This is a genomic window from Acidovorax sp. HMWF018, from assembly GCF_003061035.1.
Classification (GTDB): domain Bacteria; phylum Pseudomonadota; class Gammaproteobacteria; order Burkholderiales; family Burkholderiaceae_C; genus Acidovorax; species Acidovorax delafieldii.
The window spans coordinates 1-5,723 of record NZ_QAIM01000311.1 but is presented as its reverse complement, the minus strand read 5'-3'; the positions used below and the strand labels follow the sequence as shown (position 1 = coordinate 5,723).

The 5,723-nt window shown below is 67.8% G+C and carries 4 protein-coding genes and 1 pseudogene; 3 read left to right on the top strand and 2 right to left on the bottom strand.

What is annotated here, in order from left to right; genetic code table 11:
- From DBR23_RS11795 to DBR23_RS11785, 3 genes are all read left to right on the top strand, one after another.
- The coding region (locus DBR23_RS11795) for a DUF1800 family protein (protein ID WP_108498367.1) at window positions 1-1,803 on the top strand (1,803 nt) is incomplete at its 5' end.
- A gap of 8 nt (window positions 1,804-1,811) precedes the next feature.
- Complete coding sequence (locus DBR23_RS11790; protein WP_108498366.1) at window positions 1,812-3,266, top strand: DUF1501 domain-containing protein; 1,455 nt, start codon at window positions 1,812-1,814, stop codon at window positions 3,264-3,266.
- An 88-nt stretch (window positions 3,267-3,354) separates the two neighbouring features.
- Window positions 3,355-4,731, top strand: coding sequence for an NAD(P)/FAD-dependent oxidoreductase (locus DBR23_RS11785; RefSeq protein ID WP_108498365.1), 1,377 nt, complete (start codon window positions 3,355-3,357; stop codon window positions 4,729-4,731).
- A gap of 77 nt (window positions 4,732-4,808) precedes the next feature.
- Here DBR23_RS11785 and DBR23_RS11780 read toward each other — a convergent pair whose 3' ends face one another.
- Together DBR23_RS11780 and DBR23_RS11775 are read right to left on the bottom strand one after the other, a co-directional pair.
- Window positions 4,809-5,501, bottom strand: coding sequence for an ABC-type transport auxiliary lipoprotein family protein (locus tag DBR23_RS11780; RefSeq protein WP_108498364.1), 693 nt, complete (start codon window positions 5,499-5,501; stop codon window positions 4,809-4,811).
- A 55-nt stretch (window positions 5,502-5,556) separates the two neighbouring features.
- A pseudogene (locus tag DBR23_RS11775) lies at window positions 5,557-5,723 on the bottom strand (MCE family protein); the annotation flags it as partial.

Genomic DNA, 5,723 nt, shown 5'->3' with positions numbered 1-5,723 from the left:
GAAAACCCCACCACCGCCAGCAGGGCCCACGCGCCCTTGCTGACCGCGCTGTTTGCGTCCACCGCCCTGGCCGCCTGCGGAGGCGGCGGTGGCGACAGCGCGCCAGGCACGGGGACACCCAGTGCACCTGCGCCATCCACCCCCTCGCTGGGCAACTACGCCCATCCCTCCGCCAGCACGGACAACGAGGCCGCCCGCTTTCTGCTGCAGGCCCAGTTCTCGGCATCGACTGCCGAAATCGCGGCGCTGCGCACCACCACCTACGCCGACTGGCTGGAGAGCCAGTTCAATGCGGGCCCCAGCCAGGGCGGCTGGGACTGGCTGAACCAGCGCGGCTACGCAGACATCAGCAACGACACGGCGTATTACGACAACTCCTACCCTGCCGATTACATGATCTGGTACCAGCTCATGAAGTCGCCGGACGGTCTGCGCAAGCGGGTGGCGCTGGCACTGTCCGAAATCTGCGTGGTCTCGCTCAGCGGCGTGGACATCACCTGGCGCTGCCATGCCATGGCTTGGTACTGGGATCAGCTGGTGAACAACGCGTTTGGCAACTACCGCTCGGTGCTGGAGAACGTGACGCTGAACGCGGCCATGGGCTACTACCTCAACACCCGTGGCAACCAGAAGGAAAACGCCGCCACGGGCCGCCAGCCCGACGAAAACTATGCCCGCGAGGTCATGCAGCTCATGTCCATCGGACTGGTCGAGTTGAACCTGGACGGAACCCCCAAGAAAGACGGCGCCGGCAAGCCCATTGACAGCTACACCATGAACGACGTGACCAATCTGGCACGCGTGTTCACGGGCTACGACTACGACCAGACGCAGAACGTACCCACCACCGTGCCAGGCACCACGCGGGTGGTCTCCAACACCACCTTTGCGCGGCTGCCCATGGCGCTCAATGCATCGCGCCACTCCACGCTGGCCGCCACTTTCCTGGGCACCACCGTGCCCGCCAACACGCCCGGCGCCGCAGCACTCAAGACCGCGCTGGACACCTTGTTCAACCACCCTAACGTGGGCCCCTTCATTGGCAAGCAGCTGATCCAGCGGCTGGTCACCAGCAACCCGTCACCCGCCTACGTGGCCCGGGTGGCAGCCGCCTTCAACAACAACGGCGCCGGCGTGCGGGGTGACCTGCGCGCAGTGGTCAAGGCCATCTTGCTGGACGACGAGGCACGCTCGCCCACCGGGCTGACCCAGCCCGGCTTTGGCAAGCTGCGCGAGCCCATGTTGCGCTTTGTGCAGTGGGGCCGCACCTTTGGCATCAACTCGGTGCAGGGCAGCTGGAAGATCGGCGACCTGAGCGACCCCGGCTCGCGCCTGGGCCAGAGCCCGCTGCGTTCGCCCTCGGTGTTCAACTTCTTCCGCCCAGGCTACGTTCCACCATCCACGGCCCTGGCGGCAGCGGGCGCCGTGGCACCCGAGTTCCAGCTGGTCAACGAGAGCAGCGTGGGGGGCTACCTCAACTACATGCAGGGCGTGATCCGCAACGGCATCTTTGTGAATGCCCCGGAGCTGCCCAACAATGCCAGCAGTTCCAACAACGGGTACGACATCAAGGCCAGCTACGCCAACGAGCTGGCCATCGTGGCGGATGCGGACGCACTGGTCGCACGCATCAACCTGCTGATGTGCGCAGGCCAGCTGTCCGCAGCCACCGTCAAGCTCATTGCGGACGCGCTGAAGGCAACGCCCGTCACCGCCGCCAGCACCGACGCCGTCAAGCTCGACCGCGTGGCGGCCGCCGTCTTCCTGGTCATGGCTTCGGCCGAATACCTCGTTCAAAAGTAAGCCCTGCCATGCACCTGCTTCAACCCGAACTCCACACCCGCCGCGCGTTTCTGCGCCGCTCCACCCAGCTGGGCCTTGCGGGCACGGCCCTGCCCTTTGCGCTCAACCTGGCTGCCATGGGCGAGGCGGCGGCCTTCAACGCCACCGACTACAAGGCGCTGGTCTGCGTGTTTCTGTACGGCGGCAACGACTATGCCAACACCGTGGTCACCTACGACGACGACAGCTACAACCGCTACAACACCATCCGAGGCGGTGGCTCAGGCCAGACGGCGGGTGGCATCGCGCTGGCCAAGGCAGCCCTCGCCCCCACGCTGCTGACACCCACCACGCCGCTGCCCGGCGGCCGCCAGTACGCGCTGCACCCGGCCATGACGGGGCTGGCTGGCCTGTTCAACAACGGCAAGGCGGCCGTGCAGCTCAACGTGGGCCCGCTGGTGGTTCCGCTGACGCGCGCGCAGTACAACAGTGCCGACCGCGCCACCTACCCCGTGCCGCCCAAGCTGTTCTCGCACAACGACCAGCAGTCGGTGTGGCAGTCATCCTCGCCCGAGGGCTCCACCGTGGGCTGGGGTGGCAACATCGGCGACCTGGCGCTGTCCTCCAACGGCAATTCGCTGTTCACCTGTATCTCGGTCACGGGCAATGCGGTGTTCCTGTCGGGCGACTCGGCGCTGCAGTACCAGGTCAGCACCAACGGGGCCGTGGCCATTAACGGTGTGAAGAACCGGGTGTACGGTTCTTCAGCGGTGCAGAGTGCGCTCGCATCGCTCATCCAGCAGCCACGCACGCAAACGCTGGAGAACGAATACAACCGCGTGACCACCCGCGCCGTGACGGCCGAAAGCCAGATCACCAACGGCCTCGCTGGCGTGACGCTGGCTACCACCTTCCCCAACAACAACTCCCTGGCCAACCAGCTCAAGATGGTGGCGCGCCTCATTGGCGCGCGCACCAGCCTGGGCAGCAAACGCCAGGTGTTCCTGGTGTCGCTGGGGGGGTTTGACCTGCACGACAACCTGATCGCGCAACAGCCGGTGCTGATGCAGCGCGTGAGCGAGGCCATGACCGCGTTCTACAACGCCACGGTGGAGTTGGGAGTGGCCGACAAGGTCACGGCGTTCACCGCGTCCGACTTTGGCCGCACGCTCAGCTCCAACGGCGATGGCTCGGACCACGGCTGGGGCAGCCATCACCTAGTGGTCGGCGGCGCCGTCAAAGGCAAGGCCTTCTATGGCAGCGCGCCGCCGGTCAGCATCACCAACACGGCTGCCCCCGAAGACCAGTGGCACGTGGGCCAGGGCCGCCTCCTGCCGTCCACCTCGGTGGACCAGTACGCCGCCACCCTGGCCAAGTGGTTTGGCGTGGCCGACAACGAAATGGCGGGAGTGCTGCCCAACATCACGCACTTTGGCGCAGCGGCGGGGCGGCCGGACTACCCGGTGGATCTGGGGTTCCTGTAACTCGATGGAGCCCCCGTGACCCAGGGGCCTGCAGGTCGCGACCACGGCAAGGGCCTGGGCCACCACCCGGCTCCCCAATAATGGCAGCATGACGACTCCCTCTGCTTCCTCGCTTCGCCCCCGCGTGGTCATCATCGGTTGCGGGTTCGGCGGCCTTGAAGCCGCCCGGGCTCTCAAAAGCGCGGCGGTGGATGTGACCCTGGTGGACAAGACCAACCACCACCTCTTCCAGCCCCTGCTCTACCAGGTGGCCACGGCCGGGCTGTCGGCCCCGGCCATTGCGGCGCCCATCCGGCATCTGTTCCGGCAGCAGCGCAACGTGACCACCTTGCTGGGCGAGGTCATCCGCATCGACGTGGGCCAGCAGTCCGTGCATCTGGCAGACGGCGCCACGCTGCCGTATGACCACCTCATCGTGGCCGCCGGCGCCACGCACAGCTACTTTGGCCGCGATGAGTGGGCGGCCTATGCGCCCGGGCTCAAGACGCTGGACGACGCGTTCGAGATCCGCCGCCGCGTCCTGCTGGCGTTCGAGGCGGCCGAGAAGGAGCCCGACCCCGTACGCCGCGCAGACTGGCTCAATTTTGTGGTCGTGGGCGCAGGCCCCACGGGCGTGGAGATGGCCGGCACGCTGGCAGAGATTGCGCGCCACACGCTGCCTGGCGAGTTCCGCCACATCGACCCCGCGAGCGCGAAGATCATCCTGCTCGAAGGCGGTGCACGCGTGCTGCAGGCCATGCCCGAGGCCCTGAGTCAGCGCGCCAAGGAACAACTGGAAAAGCTGGGCGTGGACGTGCGCCTGGGCGCCCGCGTCACCGCCATCGACAGCGATGGCTTGAAGGTCGAATCACCTGCAAGCGCCAGTACATCAAGCGCAAACAGCTATCAAATAAATAGCAAATGCATTGTATGGGCCGCTGGCGTGGCTGCGTCACCCCTGGGCCGCCACCTGGCGGATGCCACCGGTGCCAGCACCGACCGCGCGGGCCGCGTGGTGGTGGAGCCCGACCTGACGTTGTCCGGCCACCCCGAGATCAGCGTGATCGGTGACCTGGCGGCAGCCAAGAGCTACGTGGCCGGCCATGAGCCCACGCCCGTGCCCGGCGTGTCGCCGGGCGCCAAGCAGATGGGCCGCGCCACGGCGGCCAACGTCCTGCGCCGCCTGGCGGGCCAGCCCACCCAGCCGTTTCGCTACCGCGACTACGGCAACCTGGCCACCATCGGCCGCAACTCCGCCGTGGTGGATCTCACATCGCCCGCCGGGCCAGTGCGGTTCTCAGGCTACTTTGCGTGGCTGTTCTGGCTGTTTGCGCACGTGTACTTCCTGATCGGCTTTCGCAACCGGCTGGTGGTGCTGCTGGACTGGGCCTGGGCGTACTGGAGCTTTGCGCGCTACGCGCGGGTGGTGACGGGCATTGAACGCCATGAGACCGCGCCCCCGTCCCCGACACCGCCGGGCACCTGACGGCCACGCGCGCTGCGTGGCGCAGCGGCCAAAGCCAGTGCCTTGCCTGCAGGCTCTCGCCACAAAGACCTGTTGCGTTACTGCCCCACCTGCTCCACCCACGCTGCCAGCTCACTGGCCAGCTGGCCCGACGCCGCTGCCAGAGCGGCCACGCCGCCTGCCGCATCGGCCGACTTGGCGGGCTGCTGCACGATGAACACGCGCTGGCCGCGCAGCGATTCGCCCGCCGGGGTCAGCTCGACCACCGTGGCGCGCAGGCGCACCACCCCGGCGCTGTCGCTGGGGCTGGTGAACAGGTGGCTGAACTCCTCCAGCTCGGTGCGCAGCACCAGGGGCAACTTGTTGCCCTGGGCGGGCTCGCGGGCCTGGGCGGCGCCGTCGTCGGCCTTGAGCACGGCGCGGCGCTGGCCCAGTTGCTCGCGCAGGCGCTGTTGCAGCAGCTGTGCAGGCGGCTGGCTCCAGCGGGCCTGGCTGTAGGGGCGCAGCTGCTGGGCGTCTGCATAGGCCAGGCGGTACAGCACAGCGTTCCCCCCCTCGGGCAGGCCGGGGGCATCCATCTCGGCCATCGCCAGCGGAGACAGGGGCGCACGGCGGTCGGTGGGCACGGTGGCCAGCGGGCCGGGGCCAAAGTCATACAGCACGGGGCGGGCCGGAGGCGCTGGCAGGGCCGAGCAGCCCGTGAGCAGCAACACCGCCGCCAAGCCACAGCCCCACAGCGCTGTAGCGCTAGATGAATATGCTTTGGCTGCTATATTTTTAATAGTATTCATGTTCACTCCTCACAGAGGGCCTGCGCCACCAATGCAGCGCGGGAGGGGGTCCAGCTCACGGGGCGCTGCCAAACCCTGGCTCACCCGGCCCGGGCGGGATGCGCCCCGAGCCATAGATGAACAACTGCGGGTTGTCGCTGATGCCCCCCGCCGCGCGGCCCATCTGGCGGGCGGCGCGGGCCGTGTCGTCGGCGGCGCGGTTCACTCGGGGCAGGGTCGCGG

Coding starts and splice junctions, on each gene's coding strand:
- DBR23_RS11790 (WP_108498366.1), top strand. CDS start 1,812: ATGCACCTGCTTCAACCCGAACTCCACACCCGCCGCGCGTTTCTGCGC.
- DBR23_RS11785 (WP_108498365.1), top strand. CDS start 3,355: ATGACGACTCCCTCTGCTTCCTCGCTTCGCCCCCGCGTGGTCATCATC.
- DBR23_RS11780 (WP_108498364.1), bottom strand. CDS start 5,501: ATGAATACTATTAAAAATATAGCAGCCAAAGCATATTCATCTAGCGCT.